The following is an 18,448-nucleotide window of genomic DNA, read 5'->3' as shown; positions in this document are numbered from 1 at the left end:
CTGGATTTGTGGGGAGGCCGTTTGCTGTGAAATTGCCACTATCATTTGCTTGTTGGAATTACGATCGCGTTAGTGGGTTGTTCGATGGCTCCATTCAACCGAAGGGAATCGACTTGCGACGCGTTTCGGCAAACTGCTGCACTCAAGGTCACACTGCCTTGGGTCACAGCGGAGTGGGAGCGCACGACGCAGATGATGGGGCAAGACTACTGGCCGTATGGTATCGCGCGGAATCAAGCGACATTGACGGCGGCTGTTCAGTACAGTTATGAACAAGGATTGATTTCACGGCTGATTCCAATGGAAGCGTTATTTGCGGAGTCGACACTTGAGCGGTTTATCGTCTAACGACTTATATCCGATCCCATTGAGGTATCGCAGGGCGCTTGGAGGGAATGGCTCGAGCCATCCTCTTGTATTCTACTGTTCAAACTCTTACTATGAGTAGATATTGAATAATCGGAATTGTCGTTCCGAATAGTGGAATGAGAGGCGCTGTAGATGCAGGAACTTTGGAGTACGGACGGGATTTTTGTAGGAGCGCACAATCGACGCGTGCCAGCGCGCCTATGCAGGCGAGTGACCGTTCCGTCCAAGCGTACACTGTGGGAGACTGCAGCTATGATTGAGGTGGCGTCACGAATCGGATTTCATCTCGTCGAACTCGAGCATCCGGCTTTTGACGCTCTATTTATCTTTGACGAACTCGACACAGCGAATCCCGATTCGAAAGATGATAGGTCTCAAACAGGTGTTCAACTCGTTATCGGAAGTGATGCGGCCTGGCTCAAACAGGTGCTTGGGGAGAAGGCAGAACCCATTGTTCAGTCTTTGCAGACGGGGCCGCCGCACCGCGGTGCGATTTATCGATATCAGGACCAAGGAATGACGATGCTCGTCATCACAGGGACGACGCCTGAGTGCGTCCTGCACGCCGCACGTTACTTGGTCACAGACGGATTTGGTGACGGGATTCAGTGTCCTCAAGCCCTCACGCTCGTCTCTCCGAACACTCCCTCTGTACAGGGTTCCGGGAAGCAAGGTCTGTTTCCGGACGCTAAAAGCGATTTATCCCTCCATACGCTGTTTACGAAGCAAGGGCTTTATCGCACGCTACCAGGACAGTTGCATCCTGAGCTCAATGTCCTATTTGACGTCGTCCGTTCGGATTTTGAAGAGACGGTGGCTGCGGTCGAACTCGCTTGCCGCTTGGCGCTGTCAGCAGGAAGTATCTGCTTTCCGATGACGCGCTGTCTGGAGCCGGAGCAATCCCTGGAGACCGATTTGATCATTTCAGTTGCTCAGATAGCGGACGGGCCGCAGCAATCCGTGCAATTGGCGCCGGGTTCATGCGCTCCCACGCTTAAAATCGCCGCACGCAAAGGACACTTGATTCCACTTGTGCGGAAAATGATGGATGGATGGTTTGATGAAGTGGACGTGATTGAAGCGGACACGTGGCGTCAGCGGTTTGCCATGTTGCAAAGCGAAAGTCAGGATATTCGCGAGCGGGCACAACTGGCGATGCGCTTGTACCAGGTGATGGCACGTCACGAGGTGAGCGAGATTGTACTCCCTGTCCAACTCGGTCAGCCACTCGCGATGTGGGAGCGATTTTTGCAGTTGCGTCGAGGGCCCAAGGGCCGCGATGTCGTGCGCGTCGAAGAAAGGGCGCCCGTGTGGTCCACAGATTGGCGAGCGGCTGGCGAACTCGCGGAAATCGCATCGTATATCGAGGCGTTTTTTGCAGGTGTTGCCAAGGAAGATATGCCTGAATCGGCGGCGATTGAAGTGACGACGACCGTGAGTGCCACCTCGTTTGCCACATGGTCCGTTGACCTGCAGTCGACGTTGCAGAAGCAGTTCGGCGTGCGAGTGTCGTTCGTCTACCGCAACGCCAACAAGTCTGGATTGCATTGGCTCATGCACGAAGTCCTGCCAGAACTGAAAAACTGCACAGGGGTGCACCGGGTGGAGCTTGCAGCCAGGGCGTTTCGTCCTGAGGCTGCCCATATCGATCGCGCTTATCGCTTCCTCCAGGAACTATATCCGGGGGATGCGATTGTCTCGTCCGAATTGGGGATTGCCCTGGAGCAAGTTCAATTGTGCCTGAACGACAGCGCTCATGCCCCTATGTTTCAAGTGATTGCCTACGCAATCGACGGTCGACCCATTGGCGAGTGGGCGTGGGAAGGCTGGGCTAGGAGCGCGGTTTATATGCCGGAGAGGTCGGAGCTTGGGCACGTGCTCGTCCCTTCGGCAGGCTGTCGAATTTTTCGCGGGGCGCAGGTGCGACAAGCGGCGGACGCTTGGGATTCCCGCCAATTTGACACGAGTGCGTTCCAGTTTTGGCAGTGGTATCAAGGTGTTGTACAACAAGTGGAGCACCGGGAAGACTTACATCCAGATGCTCCGAAGTTCATGCAGTTGCAGTGTGACGTATGGATGGATGCGGAGGATGAGAAGATTCCGTATCTGGAGGAAGTCAATTCCTGTCTCGAGGCGCTGCATGAGGATATTTACTTTTACACACTCCACGCCTTCTCCGAATATGGCCGGCAGATAGGGGATGTGACGTGGGATGCGCCAGGCGGGATTCTGCCGTTTATGCACGCGCAAATGGGCATTGAGCCACACGCGACGGTTCAATTGTACGCGTTTCCCACGCGTGCTGAAGTCCAGTGTACGATAGATAAATCTCCCCAGACCATCTTTCCCTTTGGGCGTGGAACGTTTGCTGGCGCACGCGTATTGGGCATCACATGGTCTGAGGCCGGGCAATCGTTTGTCTTTGAGGGGCCGATGGATGAGTCGGTGGAGCGCGCGTGTCACATGTGGCTCAATGCAGAAACAGGCGCCCGCACTGCCCTTGTCAACGAGGACAATCCGGCAGTCGTGGCCTATCCGAAATCAATTCATCGCGACATCTTCGTCAATCGCGATGTCAGGCGATGGCTCGAACGTCATCAAGAGACGATTTTGGGGCGCGCGTTGTGCCTGGATTATTCGTTTCAAGGTGAACCCATTTGGTTTGTGGAACTGTATGACGTGAGGAATCGAATGGCGATTTCTTCCCTACTAAAGCATGCGTTGTACAAACCGACGCTTTTCATCAACGCGAGGCATCACGCCAATGAGGTATCGAGCACCAATGCTGCCTTGCAACTCATTCAATCGTTGTCCCAGGAGCGCACGTTGCTCGAACGCGTCAATTTGGTCGTCGTGCCGCTGGAAAACGCCGACGGCGCGAACTTGCATGAGCGCATGGCAGACGAGCATCCGACATGGAAGCTGCACGCCGCGAGGTACAATGCGTGCGGACTCGAGTTTCAGGACTATCGCTTTCGAGCCGATACGATATTCGGCGAAAGTCGTGTGTATGAGAAAATTTGGAATCGGTGGACGCCGGATGTCGCCATTGACGATCACGGCATTCCATCCCACGAATGGATTCAACCATTTAGTGGGTATAGCAGTCCACCGCGGTTTCCCGTCTCGTATTGGATTCCGAGTGCCCGCATGTACACGATTTGGCGTGAGCCGGGTACGCAGCGCGATGTACATTGGAGCGCCTATCAGTCACTTCGCGAACATGTAACCGCCCGGTTGGATGCAGATGCGGAAGTAGCGCGCGACAATGGGATGTGGTTAAACACGTATCAGCGATGGGGGAACCATTTTGACCCAGCGTATTTTCCGGTGGAGTTGTCCAACGGGAGTATTGCGCATACCTGGAAGACCCGCATTCGCGAAACATCGAATGTCCTGGCGGAGCGGTTTCCGGAATTCATCACGGCCGATATCATCACCGAAGTCAACGATGAGACGGTTCATGGGGCCGAGTTGGCTCAGTGTGCGCACGCGCATCTCGTCGTCAATGAAGCGGTCGTGGACTGGTTGGCATCTGTTGCGACGAAGGTTGAGGTGCAATGTGTGCCGCTTTCCGGTGACAGATTCCGTTTAAACATGACAAGAATTCGCCCAGTTTGTCAATAAACGTAACATAAACGCTTGTAAACATTATTAAAATAAATTAAAATTCGTGATAAGTTTCAATATTTGAAATAGAAATTCCGCATGTTGGAATGGAAGGGGGGTTCTCAATTAGCCAAAATCACACTGTTGTAAAATCTCTTGAAGTTCTCAATTTATTTCTGAAGGAAGCTCACTTGAACCTGAACCAGATGACGGATAGGCTCAGGCAACCTAAGACCTCCGTCTATCGAATGGTTCGGTCGTTAGAAGAAGTAGGTTTTCTGACGAGGGACGAAGATGGAAAGTATCGTCTTGGTTTGATGCTGTTGCAGTTTGGGCAGTTGGTAAGCGAGCGCTTGGATGTCCGACGATTGGCCTTGCCTGTCATGGAGCGCTTGCGCGATGACACAGACGAAGCCGTGAATTTGATTGTTCGCGATGGGTACGAGGCGGTTTATATCGAAAAGGTCAATACGATGCATCCAGTCCGCGTTTACAATGAGCGCCCAGGACTTCGAGTTCCGCTCTATGCAGGTGCTTGTCCGCGCATTTTGTTGACGTATATGGAGAAGGAAGAACAGGAGCAGTACTTGCTTGATGTCCAACTTCACGCAGTCGGCCATGCCACCATCACCGATGTCGGCGAGTTGCGAAGGGTGCTTGATGAAGCAAAGGAACGGGGATACACCATTAGTCATTCTGAGCTCTTGGATGGGACCTCCGCTGTCGCTGCGCCGATATTCAATCACCGCGGTGAAATTGTGGCGGGAATCAGTGTGGTAGGTCTGACATCGCGGTTCACTCCTGAAGTGATTCCAGACTTTATCGAAAAAGTGAAACAGGCAGCAGAGATTTGCTCAACACAACTTGGATTCCAACATCAGAAACAAGTCTAGGGACTATGTTTACAAAGGAGTGACACAGGTGGTTTTAATAGGTGTCGCAGTTGTCATCGTCGGGTTTCTCATTCGGTTAAACCCCTTGTTGGTCGTTATCGTTGCTGGTTTGGTCACGGGACTTATCGCGCATCAATCTTTATACAGTATCATCACACAATTCGGAGAAGCATTTGAGACCAACCGCTATATGGCCATTTTTATCGCGACGCTGCCTGTGATTGGTCTGCTCGAAAGGCACGGCCTCCGCGAACAGGCCGAGCGGCTGATTGGCAAAATCCGCGCGGCCACGACGGGTCGCATTCTGATGTTGTATCTGCTGTTGCGGGAAGTGACTGCTGCACTAGGCATCACGTCTATCGGCGGCGCGGCACAGACGGTTCGCCCGCTGATTGCACCGATGGCCGAAGGGGCTGTGGAAGCAAAGTACGGATCGATACCGGAAGATACGCAGCAGGAGGTTCGCGCGCATGCCGCCGCGGTCGATAATATCGGCGTATTCTTCGGAGAAGACATCTTTATCGCTGTTGGTGCGGTGTTGTTAATGAAAGGATTTTTTGATCAGAACCACATCAAGTCGACGCCGATTGATATGGGACTGTGGGCCATTCCGACGGCTGCAGCAGCGCTTGTGATTCATTGTATTCGGTTGTATTTGCTGGATAGGCGAATCAAACGGCGCATGACAGCGGCGAGTACATCTACGACAAGCACAGAGGAGGGCGCGAACCTTGGTGATCTCAACTGAAGCGGTTTATATTTTTATCGGAATTATCACACTGTGCGGAAGTATCTATACATTCTTTGACAAGAAGAATCCTCGCCGGATTTCGTCCGCGCTGTTCTATTTTCTCTACGCTGTCACCTTGATGTGCGCAAAAGTGATTCCGCCGTTTTACATCGGCCTGATTGTCCTCGCGATTGTCGTACTCGCTGGACTCAATCGAGTGCAGAAAGGCGACTACGGTGAAGCGCCGCGGGAAGAGCGCGAGAACAATCGGAAACGCTTAGGCGGATGGTTGTTCTTGCCTGCACTGTTGATTCCGTTGCTCACGGTGGCAGGTGTTGAAGGGGTCGGCAGCCACAAACTGGCTGGGCGCTTCATCTTTGACCAGTCAAATGTCACCATGGTCTCGCTGGCGGTGGGAACCGCCATAGCACTGATTGTCGCTTGGCTGATGACCAAATCTTCCCCGTTAACCTCTGTGAAAGAGTCGAGGCGGTTGCTGGAGTCGATTGGCTGGGCGGCCGTGTTGCCACAGATGCTCGCGATGCTCGGGACGATTTTTAACAGTGCCGGTGTCGGTACAGCGGTATCGAGTGCGGTAGATCACATTATTCCCGCCAACTCGCTTTTCTGGGCAGTGTTTGCCTACTGTGTCGGAATGGCTTTGTTTACCATGATTATGGGCAACGCGTTTGCCGCATTTCCTGTCATGACCGCAGGGATTGCCATTCCACTCATCATTCAGCACTTCGGTGTGAACGCGGATAGGGTCGCAGCCATCGGTATGTTTGCCGGCTATTGTGGTACGTTGATGACGCCTATGGCGGCAAACTTCAACATTGTACCCGCGGCGCTATTGGATTTAAAAAGCAAGTACCACGTCATTCGGGCACAGGTTCCGACAGCGATTCTCTTGTTGGCTGTGAACATCGTCATCATGTACCTCGTGGCACGATGATACAGATGAAGATAGGCGCTTAAGAGGTCAGGCAACGTATACGATTCGTAAAGGAAGGCGTGATAGTATGAAGACGCGAGTTCTGGTCACAGGATTTGATCCGTTTGGTGGCGAGCAAGTCAATCCGGCGCTGGAGGCTATCAAGCGCTTAACAGGGCGTGTGATAGAGGACGAAGTGGGGGCTATCCACGTCATTCCGGTAGAAATTCCTACGGTGTTCGGCACCTCGATTGCCTCGTTGCGACAAGCGATTGATGCGAACCGACCAGATATTGTGATTTGTGTCGGCCAAGCGGGTGGGCGGCATCATATTACGCCGGAACGGGTTGCCATTAACGTGAACGACGCGCGGATTCCAGACAACGAGGGGAATCAGCCGATTGACGAACCCATTGTCGCTGACGGCCCTGCAGCTTATTGGACGGGGCTGCCGATTAAAGCGATTGTTCGCGCACTACAGGACGCGGGGATTCCTGCATCTGTCTCGAACACGGCCGGGACCTATGTCTGTAACCATTTATTTTATGGGCTGATGCACTTGCTAAACACAGAGTACCCAGGCATTCGGGGCGGCTTCATCCACATCCCGTTTTTGCCGGAGCAGGTGGTAGACAAAGAGGCGCCCAGCATGTCCTTAGACGCGATTGTGCGCGCGGTTGAGATTGCTGTTCAGGTCTCTGCTCGCCAGCAAACGGACATTCACGTATCTGCAGGAAAAGAGTTTTAAGGGCTGTTTCGTGCAACAAATGGTGCATGCTCGGGGACAGACGGCCTTGGCCGTCTGTCTTTTTTTTCTAGAACCACGGGTGAGGGCCAGGCTGACGCCTTGGGCGCGGTGGGAGATGCTGTGGGGAACGTCTAGGTAATCCTGGAGGTGTCCTGTGAGCCGGATGGCCTGCGAAAGGTGCGCCACCTCGAGGCATTGGGTGTATCGGTTGGACGCGACGAGGTGTCTGGCTCTGGCCCATCAAGGGAGGTTGACCTGGCGTCCAACGCACTTCTGGTCTTTGGTGGTGCGGTCGGGCATAGGGATTGATTGCGTAATTTGGGTTGTGGTGAAATGCTTGCGGAGGGTGTGGGCGCACAGAGAATTGATTTGCAGGCCCCGGCCGCCGCATCTGAGGGCGTTGGGCGCGCCCTTGCATCCCCTTATTTGCTGGTTTTTTCCGTGTGAGAAACGAGAATAAGCCTCGACGCTTCCCTGGTGCGCCACTCGCGCTGTCACGCTGCACGGGGACGTGGGAAGTATTTGGGCTGATAGGCCGCTGTGGCGCAACTTGTGCCCCGTGGGGAGATTCTTCCTCGACGTGCGGTGTGGCAGTGGTACCGTCCTCGTCGACCGGAGCGTCCACCGGGTTCTCGGATTGGGCTGATTCTGCTGATGGATCTTCGGCCGGTGTATGGCTAGACAGCGCTGATGCTCCATTCATCATTGCCCTTAAAACGTTCATCATCATGATATTTTCCACCCTTTCACAGCTAGCCAATGCGAGTTTGCCATTGGCGGTACTGGATAGGTGTCCAGCATGGGTTCGAATCGGGCCGGATGAAATATTCCGTACTGTTCGTGCCAAAAACGCAGTGACCTGGCTGGACAGAATCAACTGATTGATTTGTATCTCAAAATCCCAAGGAGGCTTACCATAGGGATACATCGCATTACTCCAGCAAAAGGGGTGCTCATGATGGGAATTATGCGGATTGGCAGGGCACAGCTGCGCGTGATGGATCTCGATACCGCAGTCGACTATTACACCAATGTCATCGGCCTGGACGTCGTCGGCAAAGAAGAGGGCAAGGTTTACTTGAAGGCGTGGGACGAGTGGGATCACCATAGTCTGATTCTTCAGCAAGCGGACTCGCCTGGATTAGATCATTTCGCGTTTAAGGTGGAAAAGGAAGATGACCTGAGCGAGTTTGAGAAAAAGGTTGAGCAGTTTGGCTGTACACTCAAACGCATCTCGAAGGGCGCGCGGCTGGGTGAGGGCGAGGCGATTCGGTTCGAATTGCCGACGGGACACCAAGTGGAGCTGTACAGCGAGATTGAACAGCTTGGTACGAAAGTCGGCGTTTTAAATCCACACCCGTGGCCAGATGGGTTACGCGGGATTGCACCGCATCGGTTAGACCACGTCTTGTTAACTGGCGAGGACGTGAAAACGGTTACGCGTTTTTTCACGGAGGCGCTGGGGTTATACCAGAGTGAGCAGGTGCTTTCGGTCGACGGCGAGGATATGGTGGGCAGCTTCATGTACGCTGCCAACGGCAAACCGCACGATGTGGCGTTTATCAAAGGCCCAGACAAAAAATTGCATCACGCCGCGTTTTATGTGGAGCACTGGTACGACGTGTTGAAGGCGGCCGATATTCTGTCAAAACACGATGTGACGGTGGAGATAACGCCTACGCGCCACGCAATGACCAGGGGACAGACGGTTTACTTCTTCGATCCGTCCGGAAATCGCAACGAAGCATTTGCAAGCGGTTACATTACGTACCCGGACTTTCCGACCATCACCTGGACGGAAGATAAAATCATGCACGGGATTTTCTATCACCGCCGCATGCTGATTGAAGAGTCTTACATGAAGGCGCTTACCTGATAATTTGATTCGAGTGAACAGGAGGGTATCCAATTGGCCAAGACACTGACCAAACAGGCGCGAGTGGATGTGGCGACGCTTTTGGCGAGGGCGGAAGAAGTCGGCAAATTGGCGGAAGCAGAGGCGTTTGCGGGGGATAAGAACGCTCGATTGTCCGATAACATCGCCAAAGCTATCCGCGATGCCGAGTTTCACAAGTTGATGAAGCCCCAGCGATTTGGCGGAATTCCTTGTGATTTACACACATATGCCGAGATCATCCGCACAGTCGCCCGGTATAACATCCCGGCCGCCTGGCTGACGTACTTTTACTCTGCGCATGACATCTGGGCCGCGAATCTTCCACCGGAGGGACGGGAGGAAATCCTCGGCGGCGACGTTCTGCTGGCGGACGTCGTGGCGCCAATTGGGCGAGTGGAGAAGGACGGTGATGGCTACCGCCTGTATGGTCAATGGAATTTTTGCAGCGGTGTCTTGTGGGCCGACTGGGTAGGCCTCGGCGCGATGATGGAACTTCCGGATGGAGATGGGCCTGAGTATTGCGTGCTTGCGGTCCCCAAATCCGACTACACTATCGTCGACAACTGGGATACTTTAGGCCTTCGCGGTTCTGGCAGCAATGGTGTCCGCGTCGACGGCGCCTATGTCCCCTTGCATCGAATTCTTCCTGCGGGCCGTTTGCTTTCGACCGGCAAACCTGCGGGTGGCGATTATGACGAAGCGGATCCCATTTATCGAATGCCCTTCATGCCGCTGTTCCTGCTTGGGTTCCCTGTGGTGGCCCTCGGCGGGGTGGATCGGATTCTGGCCCTGTTCCATGAGCGGACCGAGCGGAGGGTGCGCGTGTTTAAGGGCGGATCGAAAGAAAAAGAATCCTCCGGAAGCCAACGGCTGTACGCCGAGATGACGATGCAACAGAAAGCGTCCGAAGGACTTATCCGTCGCTATATTGAGCAGTTGGAACGCTGGCAGGAAGAAGGAAAAACAGTGGTCAGTGACGTCGAGCGCGAGGAACTGTTCGCGTTGCGGGGCCAAGTCGTGAAAACGGCCGCGAACATCGCTGTGAACGCGATGCTGACATTGGGGGGTACCGCTATCTTCAAGGGCGATCCTGTGGAATTGTTCACACGAGACATCCTGGCCGTTGCGGCGCACCCGAACAGCCTCTATGAGGACTCGATGGCTGCATATGGCAGGACGTTGTTTGGTCTAAAGGGAGACCCGGTCTGGTAAATTTGTCGACCTTCGGTTCGCTTGAGAGGAGGTTCCTCGGTGTTTACGGTTCAAATTGTCGACGGACAGTGGAAAGACGCCGTCTTTGCGTGCGACGGCCAAGAGAGCTTGTTGGACGCCGCACGCAAACAGGGTATCAAAATTTCGTTTGGTTGCCGTGGTGGTGGATGTGGCATGTGCAAAGTGAAGGTACAGGCTGGGCGCTTTGAACGAGGGGTGAGCTCGAAAGCGGTGCTCCCTGACGAGGAACGCGTGTTGAATTACACGCTGGCGTGCAAAACGTATCCTAGGAGCAACCTTTGTGTGTCGATGGAGGCGGGGGACACTTGAACGTCTATTTTCATAAACCGGCGATTTCACAACCCATTGTCGTGAAGATGCTCGAAGCAGCTTGCGCCTGCGCACAAGACCTGGGAACGTCTGTGAATGTGGCCATCGTCGACGATGGGGGCAACTTGAAAGGGTTTATCCGCATGGATGATGCGCCGCTTTTGAGTGGCGAGATCGCACAAAATAAGGCGTACTCGGCGAGCGCATTTGGCATGCCGACGTCACAGTGGTATCCAATGCTTGAAAAGAATCCGGCTTTGTTGCACGGCATCGTCCATACGAATCGTTTGACGATTTTCGCAGGTGGGCTGCCCATCTTGATTGAAGGGCGCGTAGCGGGTGGCATTGGCGTGTCGGGCGGCACAGGCGAACAGGACGAACTGTGTGCAAAAGCTGGATTGGCGGAACTGGAGACATACCTCCGCTCGTGAGAAAGCGCGCTCTAGGACGGTTGATATTCTATGTAGGAGTCTATTTAGGCTGAAATGTATGGTTCCCCAACGCGCACTGGCGAATCTTCGTGTATCATGTTGGCATACATCGCCAGCGCAGCGTGGTTTGGCAGTGCGCGCGAAGGAGGAATCCGTATGACGCAAAATTGGGGAAATCCAGATACGGCCAAGCAGTGGGACGAGCAAGGGGGAACCTGGAACCCGCTGCGTTCGGAACAGCTCGATATTTTGGTGTCGATTCTCGCAGACGGCTATCAACCTGGAAATTGGATTTTGGACCTTGGATATGGTTCGGGTAAGGTTGAAAAGCTGATTTTTGATAAAGTTGCACAGGCGTCGGTCGTCGGCGTGGACAACTCGCAAGCGATGATGCAATTAGCTGCGAAGCGGTTAGCCGATTATCCGAATACATTCGAATCGGTTCAACACGACTTGGGAGACATTCAGACCTTGAAACTCCCCAAGCACCCATATCAATTTGCGATTGCAATTCAGTCGTTGCACCATCTCTCGAAAGCGCAGATGCAGTCGGTGTATCAATACACATTCAACGTACTTGAACCCGGCGGCATCTTTTTGTTGCTCGACCGTTTGCAGGTGGAAACCCAAGGGTTGTACAAGGTGTTCCAGACGGTGTGGCAGCGTCAGGATAAATTGCACGGTTCGGAGGTAGCGGCCCACGAAGGCGACAGTTTTGCGGCGCATCGCGAGATCGTGTTGAATCGAGGAGATTATCCGGTCCTGGTTGACGAACATCTCGCTTGGTTGCGTCAGGTTGGTTTTGAAACGGCCTGCATTCATCTGCATGGGAACCGAGGGCTTTTTGCTGCAGTTAAGCCATAATCCATGACTGCATAACGTCGAGCAGGGCGACTTGGTGGATGCGCTTGTGCGCCCTGCTGGTCGCTATCTTGTGTATCGCAGGGTGGCCGTTTCGGTCGCCCTTTTGGTTATGACCGCTCGATACTTGGGCAGGATGCGCGACATCAGCGCGGTGTATGAGACAAATTCTCCTCCAATGTTTCAATCAGTTGTTCTAACGCGTCGTTACATCCCTCTAGACGATTCCAATCGATGTCGCCCGCTAGTTGTGCGCGATAATCTTGCAACATCTCGAGCGATAGCGTCAGTTTCCACGAGAGCTCTGCTAAGGTGTCGGCAATCAATTGCAGCTCTTGCTGGCGCGCGTATTCTTCTGCCTGGGTCTCGATATCTGTGTCATCGGACGCTTCTTCCGTTTCGGCTGTCTCATCGTCATCGTCGAGCAACAGGCCGAGGGCTTGCAATACCATTTCCTCTTCCGACAGGTAATCCATGAATAGGATGCCGTTGAGGTGATCGACCTCGTGACAAATCACCCGCGCCAACAAATCCGTCGCCTCTAGCGAAAATTCCCGCCCGTCTGCGTCCTGCGCGCGCACTGTGATTTGCTGTGGGCGCCGAATGTTCAAGGTGTGATCCGGAAAGCTCAGACAAGATTCGTACCCGTCTACTTCGCCTTTTGCCGCCACGATTTCGGGGTTCACGAACACCTGCACGCCGGCGCCGACATCGACGACAATCACCCGCATTGGAATGTCGATTTGTGGTGCGGCCAGACCGAGTCCACGATGTGCAGTCACGGTGTCTGATAAATCGTCGATGACTTGTTTTAACTTTTGGTCGAACGCAGTGACCGGATCGCTCACTTGACGCAACGCTTGGATATCGCCCTGAAGTATGGGCCGAATCGACATACAGAACCCCCCTCGTATTAGTGTATAGAGATGCCGTTTAGGAATGTGTTGCATCGACGAATGCCCAGGTTATATCTGCCCGTTTCCACGGCTTATAGGAAGTTCATATAAATGCCTATGAAAGGGGCGGATTCTGTGATTTACACCAGAACCGAACAGGAATTGTCCAACATGCGGCAATGCGGTGAAATCAATGCGCAGGTCCACGAAGTGCTGCGTCATGCCATACAACCCGGCATCACGACGCGCGAACTGGACGCGATTGCCGGGGCAGAAATTCGACAGGCGGGGGCGAAATCGTCCATTCGGGATGCACTTGGTTTTCCGGGGGACATTTGTATTTCCATCAACGAGGAAGTCGGGCATGGCATTCCTGGCGACTACGCGATTCAACCAGGGGATCTTGTCAAAATTGACATCAGCATCGAGTACGCGGGATATCACACCGATTGCGCGTACACACATATCATCGAACCCGTGCCGGCGCAGGCAGCTCAATTGGTCGCAGCGACTCGGCAAGCCTTAGCGGCGGGTATCCAATGCGCGAGGCCGGGTGGCCATTGCTCGGATATCTCTTATGCCATCGGCCAGATGATTCAGGATAGTGGGTATGCCGTGATTCGTCACGCCAACGGACATGGGATTGGTACGTCGTTGCATGAAGATCCCATCATCGCCAACTTTGGCCCACCGGGTCGCGGCCCGCGTCTGCGCGAGGGAATGGTCATCGCCGTTGAGCCAGTCGTGAGCATGGGGACTCGCTATACGCTCTGCAGGTCGGATGGTTGGACCGATGTCACCGCAGATGGTTCGCTCTGCGCACACTTCGAGCACACCATCGTCATCACAGACGGGCAGCCGGAGATTTTGACGAAGCTACCGAACAGCACGAGTGACCGCCCCGCTTTGCCTGTCCAATACCGCGACATGAGGGAGGACGACAAGTCGCGCTTGCTGCAACTGGCGGCTGCAGAAATGGACGATATCCTGATAACCGCATGGGGACGCCGTGTTCGCCCGGACGAGATTTTCGATCCGTCAGCCACCACAAAAGTCTTGGAAACGGAGGACGGCTTAGCTGGATTTTTTACCTACTCAGAGCGCCAAGATGTGATGTTTTTGCATACGGTGGTCATCGCTTCTGACATTCAAGGACAGGGACTCGGCAAACAAGTGATGCGGTATTTGGAGGAAGCCGCCAGGGCACGTGGTCTAGCTGGCGTGGAATTGTGCGTGCAGACGAACAATCGGCGAGCCATTCGATTTTATGAGCGACTCGGGTTCCAACCGGTGGAGATGCCCTATGCGAACACGAAGTTGATGCATAAGGCAGTGACATCGGCCGGGGATACACGCTGGTCTTGATGGCCCAGGGCGATGGTGCATCGCAGCAACGGAGCGGTGCAGCGTCGACAGGCAGCGCAAACGCGCGTGGTGGTCGCGATGGCCCGGCCGGTTACTGTCGTTTGGTTTGTGCTAAGCACCAAAGCCCACAGGCCACCTCAACGAGCGATAAAAGCGGGTGGCCAGTGAGTAGGAACAAAATGGCGAATACGATGGAGAAGTTGATATTGAACCAGAGCAAGGACGAGTTCGGTTTCTGTTGACGTTTCATGGCACTATTTATGCGATCCCCAACTGGCTTATGCGCCCGCGCCCTCTGTCGATGGGGGTGCAAATTGTTTGTTGAATTTTCAGGTTTTTGTACTACTATGTTTTATGAAGAAATCATGGGAGGATTGATGGTTATCAGAGCTCTTGAAAGCGTTAGCCGATTTGTTGGAGGAACGTTCGCTTATTGGGTTTTGTTGTTTGCGATTATTTCGTTTATTGCGCCAAGTGGATTTGAATGGCTCGGAAAATACACCGTGGAATTATTGGGCGTCGTCATGTTTGGCATGGGATTGACGCTGTCACCGAAGGACTTTCAAGAGGTGTTTCGCCGTCCCAAGGATGTGGCGATAGGGGTGGCTAGCCACTTTGTGGTGATGCCGCTATTGGCGTTTTTAATCTGTTTGGCCCTGCGGTTGCCACCGGATATCTCAGTTGGTGTGATTTTGGTGGGGAGCTGCCCAAGTGGTACATCCTCAAATGTCATGACGTTCTTGGCCAGAGGGGACGTATCCCTCGCGGTCTCCATTGCTTCGGTCTCGACTTTGTTGGCGCCAATTGTGACCCCTGCACTCATTCTTTTGTTTGCAAGTAAATGGGTAGCGGTCAACCCGCTGTCGCTATTCTGGCAAATTGTCGAGGTCATCATTCTTCCGATTCTTGTGGGGTTAATCGTAAAAACCTTTTTCCGTGGCACCGCTACGGCCAGTAAGAAAGTATTGCCTTTGGTATCCGCCATCGCCATCATCGCGATTGTGGCGGGGGTTGTCAGTGGCAGTCACCAACAAATCGCCGCGACCGGGTTGCTCATCTTTGCCGCAGTTGTGCTACATAACGTGTGCGGCTTCACCCTGGGCTACATTTTAGCGAAGTTGCTCCGGATGGATCTGCCCAAGCGAGCCGCTGTATCGCTGGAAGTCGGCATGCAGAATTCGGCACTTGGCGTCGCGATTGCGAAGGCACATTTCACGCCGATTGCCGCTGTGCCCAGTGCCATCTTCAGTGTGTGGCACAACATTTCGGGTGCAATTTTGGCCAGCATTTATAGCCGCATGCAACAGCGAAATGCAGAGGCCGCCAACCCTGCCGAAGTGGAAAGCCCCATAGAGGCTTGATTGGTGGACGTGGCGCAAGGGCGGTGGAGCCTCGTGCCGCGGCGAGTGGGACTATCCGGCAGAATGTCTTATTAAGACACGCAGGTGTTTTTTGACGCCCATAAGACACGAAAACTGCGCTAATCCTTGGTTTTATGCCTTTATCGGGCGGCCTTTGGGTCAATAGGGCATTTTGCGTGCCCTATACCGACCGGCCTGGCTGAAAATCTGAAGATAGCGCAGATAATCTGCTCTATGTGCCGCCCTTCACGCGCCCGTCCCCGCGAATTATCCTCCAAAGTTCCGAAACGATGTCGTTCTACCCGAAAACCGCCAATTTATGGTACAGTAGGGTCAATCTATGCATAGGGGTCCAGCGAAGTTGATGTGGTGATCGCGAAATGGATTTTGGGTGGATAAGGGGAGAACCAGCGTGTTTTGTCTGCGCGTCGACGATGAAATTCAACTGAAACTACTGGAAATTCGGGATGCTGAGAAAATGTACGCCCTCACGGACCATTCGCGTACGTATTTGCGGGAGTGGCTGCCGTGGGTCGATGCGACGACGTCAGTTGCGGACACATTGGCTTTTATTGAGTCCACACTGCGGCAATTCGCGTCCAATCAAGGATTTCAGGCAGGTGTTTTATATCACGGCGAACTGGTCGGTGCGATTGGTTGTCACGGGGTGAATTGGGCAAACCGATCTGCATCCATTGGCTATTGGCTGAGTCACGACAAACAGGGAAAAGGGATTATGACGCGCGCGTGTCGAGCGGTCACCGATACATTGTTCAAGGAATACGGGCTTCATCGCGTGGAAATCCGAGCAGCCGTTGAAAATCGTAAGAGTCGAGCGATTCCAGAGCGGATCGGATTCGTACAGGAGGGCATTTGCCGCGATGTAGAATGGGTGGATAATCGCTACGTCGACCACGTGGTCTATGTGATGTTAGAACGCGAGTGGATCACGAGTGAATCCACCACTTGAGGTGAAGGAGTGAGGCTTTGTGACGGGGATGAGCCACGTTGCCGCGAAACACTATGATGAAAAATTGGGATTTGTCTCGGAATACGGCAGGCAGGTGGTAGAACTCCTGCATCCACAGCCTGGTGAGCGCGTCCTTGACATCGGTTGTGGAACGGGGGACTTAACCAATCAAATTGCAAGATTAGGTGCATCCGTAGTGGGCATCGATGTGTCAGAGCGGATGGTGGAGCAGGCGCGTAGGAAATACCCGGATCTTTCGTTTCGCGTCGGCGATGCGCAAGATTTTTCGACATCGGAGACGTTCGACGCAGTGTTCTCAAACGCCGCATTGCACTGGATGCAGAACCCGACTGCCGTGATTCAATCCGTATGGAAGGCGCTCAAAGCAGGTGGCCGATTCGTCGCAGAATTCGGTGGCAAGGGAAATGTTCAACGTGTGGTTGATGCACTCACTATCGCGTTACGTGAGCAGGGTGTTGATTCGACTGAGCGCAATCCTTGGTTTTTTCCGAGTATTGGAGAATATGCAACGTTACTCGAGGGGCAGGGTTTTCGGGTGACCTACGCGGAGCACTTTGATAGGCCGACCGCCATGGTTGACGGAGAACTGGGTATCGAGCACTGGCTGAACGGATTTGCGGAGGACTTTCTCGTTGGGTTTGCAGAGGCGGATCGACAAAACATCATCCATCGCGTCATGGAACTGACAAAGCCTCATTTGTTCATGGATGGGCAATGGGTGATTGACTATAAACGCATCCGCGTTGCGGCGGTGAAGCCGTCGTGACGTCTTCACTATCTGGTAGACACCAAGACGAGCAAGAACGTGTTGCTGTATCAAATGAGGAAGTGGTTATCACCGCACCGCAAACGGCTGACGACACGCGTTGGTTGATCACGCTTTGGCAGGAAGAGTGGGGCGGAGAGACGATGGTCAGTCACGGACAGGTGTATGGTCTTGCGGATTTACAGGCGCTTGTCGCGCGATGTGGTCATGAACTCGTCGGTGCGGCGACTTATCGGATAGCGGATACGGGCTGCGAGTTGATGAGTATCAACGCGACGAGGCAAGGTGGCGGGATTGGCACAAAATTACTGGCTGCGGTGGAGCAGGCGGCCCTATCTGCTGGTTGTCATCGAGTATGGCTGATTACGAGCAATGACAACCTGAATGCGCTGCGCTTTTATCAGAGGCGAAAATATCGCATGACAGCCGTGTATCCTGGGGCCATTGACGCGGCGCGACAAATCAAACCGACGATTCCCCTCGTTGGCGACGATGGCATTGAGATTCACGATGAAATCGAGTTGGAGAAGCGGCTCATTGAAAAGGGGGCATCTGTGTGAAGGTGTCTCCGGTCATCCGCAAATACCGTTCGGCGGATGCCACGTATTTGCAAGAAATTGACCGGCTCACATGGCATCCGGCGGTTTCTCCTGCGCCGTCACCGACAGAGTCTCTGGAAGTGTATCGCCGTCACCTGCAGACGCGGATGATTCTGGTTGCCAAGGTCGAAGATGAGGTGGTTGGCTATATCGGTTTGGCTGCACCGACGTGCCTCTTAGCCAATCGCCACGTGTGGCTCATCGATATCGCTGTTCACCCGAAGATGCAGCGTCAAGGAATCGCGACGGCATTGTTGCATGCGGCCGAAGTCCACGCCCGAATGCACCACGTATATAAGCTGTCCTTACGTGTCTTAGAGACAAATCAGGGTGCCCGAGCATTGTACGAGCGAGTGGGGTTCGTCGAAGAGGGGCGTCTTCGCAACGAATTTTTCATTGAGGGAAATTTTGTGGATGATATCTGGATGTCAAAATGGACTGGAACGTGATGCGGTT

Annotated in this window: 19 protein-coding genes; 17 read left to right on the top strand and 2 right to left on the bottom strand. The window is 53.7% G+C overall.

Annotated elements, in window-relative coordinates:
• Nucleotides 1-84: 84 nt before the first annotated feature.
• From K1I37_RS14080 to K1I37_RS14030, 11 genes are all read left to right on the top strand, one after another.
• Entirely contained in the window at nucleotides 85-348 is a 264-nt protein-coding gene (locus tag K1I37_RS14080; protein ID WP_146824317.1) for a hypothetical protein, read from the top strand.
• Nucleotides 349-501: 153 nt separating this feature from the next.
• Complete coding sequence (locus K1I37_RS14075) at nucleotides 502-3,996, top strand: M14 family metallopeptidase (protein ID WP_081654310.1); 3,495 nt, start codon at nucleotides 502-504, stop codon at nucleotides 3,994-3,996.
• Nucleotides 3,997-4,085: 89 nt separating this feature from the next.
• On the top strand, nucleotides 4,086-4,871 hold the full coding sequence (locus tag K1I37_RS14070; protein ID WP_031219333.1) for an IclR family transcriptional regulator: 786 nt from the start codon (nucleotides 4,086-4,088) through the stop codon (nucleotides 4,869-4,871).
• A gap of 28 nt (nucleotides 4,872-4,899) precedes the next feature.
• The gene (locus K1I37_RS14065) at nucleotides 4,900-5,619 is read left to right on the top strand and encodes a DUF969 domain-containing protein (RefSeq protein ID WP_021298648.1); all 720 of its coding nucleotides are present in this window, start codon (nucleotides 4,900-4,902) and stop codon (nucleotides 5,617-5,619) included.
• A complete protein-coding gene (locus tag K1I37_RS14060; protein ID WP_021298649.1) occupies nucleotides 5,603-6,556 on the top strand; it encodes a DUF979 domain-containing protein in 954 nt (317 codons plus the stop codon). The genes K1I37_RS14065 and K1I37_RS14060 overlap by 17 nt, the downstream gene beginning before the upstream one ends.
• A gap of 67 nt (nucleotides 6,557-6,623) precedes the next feature.
• Nucleotides 6,624-7,283 carry a pyroglutamyl-peptidase I gene (pcp, locus tag K1I37_RS14055; protein WP_021298650.1) on the top strand — a complete coding sequence of 220 codons (660 nt, stop codon included), beginning with the start codon at nucleotides 6,624-6,626 and terminating at the stop codon, nucleotides 7,281-7,283.
• 955 nt (nucleotides 7,284-8,238) lie between these two features.
• A complete protein-coding gene (locus K1I37_RS14050; RefSeq protein ID WP_031219334.1) occupies nucleotides 8,239-9,159 on the top strand; it encodes a catechol 2,3-dioxygenase in 921 nt (306 codons plus the stop codon).
• 33 nt (nucleotides 9,160-9,192) lie between these two features.
• Nucleotides 9,193-10,392 (top strand): acyl-CoA dehydrogenase family protein, encoded by a 1,200-nt coding sequence (locus K1I37_RS14045; RefSeq protein WP_021298652.1) that lies wholly within the window; start codon nucleotides 9,193-9,195, stop codon nucleotides 10,390-10,392.
• Between the two features lie 39 nt (nucleotides 10,393-10,431).
• The gene (locus K1I37_RS14040; RefSeq protein ID WP_021298653.1) at nucleotides 10,432-10,722 is read left to right on the top strand and encodes a 2Fe-2S iron-sulfur cluster-binding protein; all 291 of its coding nucleotides are present in this window, start codon (nucleotides 10,432-10,434) and stop codon (nucleotides 10,720-10,722) included.
• Nucleotides 10,719-11,153 (top strand): GlcG/HbpS family heme-binding protein, encoded by a 435-nt coding sequence (locus tag K1I37_RS14035; RefSeq protein ID WP_021298654.1) that lies wholly within the window; start codon nucleotides 10,719-10,721, stop codon nucleotides 11,151-11,153. Before K1I37_RS14040 ends, K1I37_RS14035 begins: the two co-directional genes overlap by 4 nt.
• Before the next feature lie 156 nt (nucleotides 11,154-11,309).
• Nucleotides 11,310-12,017 carry a class I SAM-dependent methyltransferase gene (locus K1I37_RS14030; RefSeq protein ID WP_161624401.1) on the top strand — a complete coding sequence of 236 codons (708 nt, stop codon included), beginning with the start codon at nucleotides 11,310-11,312 and terminating at the stop codon, nucleotides 12,015-12,017.
• Between the two features lie 143 nt (nucleotides 12,018-12,160).
• Here the strand turns inward: K1I37_RS14030 and def are convergent, their stop codons facing one another.
• The gene (gene def / locus K1I37_RS14025) at nucleotides 12,161-12,910 is read right to left on the bottom strand and encodes a peptide deformylase (RefSeq protein ID WP_021298656.1); all 750 of its coding nucleotides are present in this window, start codon (nucleotides 12,908-12,910) and stop codon (nucleotides 12,161-12,163) included.
• Nucleotides 12,911-13,021: 111 nt separating this feature from the next.
• On the opposite strand from def, the gene map reads away from it, so the two are divergent.
• Nucleotides 13,022-14,275, top strand: coding sequence for a type I methionyl aminopeptidase (gene map, locus K1I37_RS14020; RefSeq protein WP_021298657.1), 1,254 nt, complete (start codon nucleotides 13,022-13,024; stop codon nucleotides 14,273-14,275).
• 91 nt (nucleotides 14,276-14,366) lie between these two features.
• On the opposite strand, the gene K1I37_RS14015 is transcribed toward map, so the two are convergent.
• Nucleotides 14,367-14,525: a hypothetical protein gene (locus tag K1I37_RS14015; protein ID WP_242215920.1), complete on the bottom strand. Its 159-nt coding sequence runs from the start codon at nucleotides 14,523-14,525 to the stop codon at nucleotides 14,367-14,369.
• Between the two features lie 133 nt (nucleotides 14,526-14,658).
• Between K1I37_RS14015 and K1I37_RS14010 the strand changes: the two genes are divergently transcribed.
• From K1I37_RS14010 to K1I37_RS13990, 5 genes are all read left to right on the top strand, one after another.
• Nucleotides 14,659-15,636, top strand: coding sequence for a bile acid:sodium symporter family protein (locus tag K1I37_RS14010; protein WP_146824321.1), 978 nt, complete (start codon nucleotides 14,659-14,661; stop codon nucleotides 15,634-15,636).
• Nucleotides 15,637-16,048: 412 nt separating this feature from the next.
• On the top strand, nucleotides 16,049-16,606 hold the full coding sequence (locus tag K1I37_RS14005; RefSeq protein ID WP_021298660.1) for a GNAT family N-acetyltransferase: 558 nt from the start codon (nucleotides 16,049-16,051) through the stop codon (nucleotides 16,604-16,606).
• A 28-nt stretch (nucleotides 16,607-16,634) separates the two neighbouring features.
• Nucleotides 16,635-17,393 carry a class I SAM-dependent methyltransferase gene (locus K1I37_RS14000; RefSeq protein WP_031219339.1) on the top strand — a complete coding sequence of 253 codons (759 nt, stop codon included), beginning with the start codon at nucleotides 16,635-16,637 and terminating at the stop codon, nucleotides 17,391-17,393.
• Nucleotides 17,390-17,953 (top strand): GNAT family N-acetyltransferase, encoded by a 564-nt coding sequence (locus K1I37_RS13995; RefSeq protein ID WP_021298662.1) that lies wholly within the window; start codon nucleotides 17,390-17,392, stop codon nucleotides 17,951-17,953. Before K1I37_RS14000 ends, K1I37_RS13995 begins: the two co-directional genes overlap by 4 nt.
• Nucleotides 17,950-18,441 (top strand): GNAT family N-acetyltransferase, encoded by a 492-nt coding sequence (locus tag K1I37_RS13990; protein WP_021298663.1) that lies wholly within the window; start codon nucleotides 17,950-17,952, stop codon nucleotides 18,439-18,441. The genes K1I37_RS13995 and K1I37_RS13990 overlap by 4 nt, the downstream gene beginning before the upstream one ends.
• The last annotated feature ends 7 nt before the right edge of the window (nucleotides 18,442-18,448 follow it).

The sequence above is a fragment of the Alicyclobacillus acidoterrestris genome (assembly GCF_022674245.1).
Taxonomy (GTDB): Bacteria; Bacillota; Bacilli; order Alicyclobacillales; family Alicyclobacillaceae; genus Alicyclobacillus; species Alicyclobacillus acidoterrestris.
The sequence above is the reverse complement of the archived record's forward strand: the minus strand, read 5'-3'. Positions and strand labels throughout refer to the sequence as shown.